General features: G+C 38.6%; 1 protein-coding gene. It reads right to left on the bottom strand.

Annotated elements, in window-relative coordinates; translation table 11 throughout:
• Nucleotides 1-259, bottom strand: a 259-nt coding sequence (locus AOA60_RS29620; RefSeq protein ID WP_218240967.1) for a hypothetical protein, incomplete at both ends; no start/stop codon positions are given.

Here is a 259-nt window from a genome sequence, read left to right as displayed (position 1 = left end):
TAGGAGTACAGTTGGTGCCCCTTCAGCTTCCAACCATTCCCCATACACGAGTGGGTGTCCTGGTGTTTCTTGAAGCTCAACGGAATTAAATCCAATGTCCTTTAAATAGTCATCTACGAATTCTCCTGCTTTTACAACATCCCCTTTGTGTTTACTGTCCGTACTCACACTTGGAATGGATAAAAAATCATTTAATTTTGCTAATAGTTTTTCACGGTTTTCTTTTAAGTAGTTATCAGCTAATCGACTCATATAACGA

Source organism: Pseudomonas sp. 2822-17, assembly GCF_002742485.1.
GTDB lineage: Bacteria > Pseudomonadota > Gammaproteobacteria > Pseudomonadales > Pseudomonadaceae > Aquipseudomonas > Aquipseudomonas cyclaminis.
The sequence above is the reverse complement of the archived record's forward strand: the minus strand, read 5'-3'. Positions and strand labels throughout refer to the sequence as shown.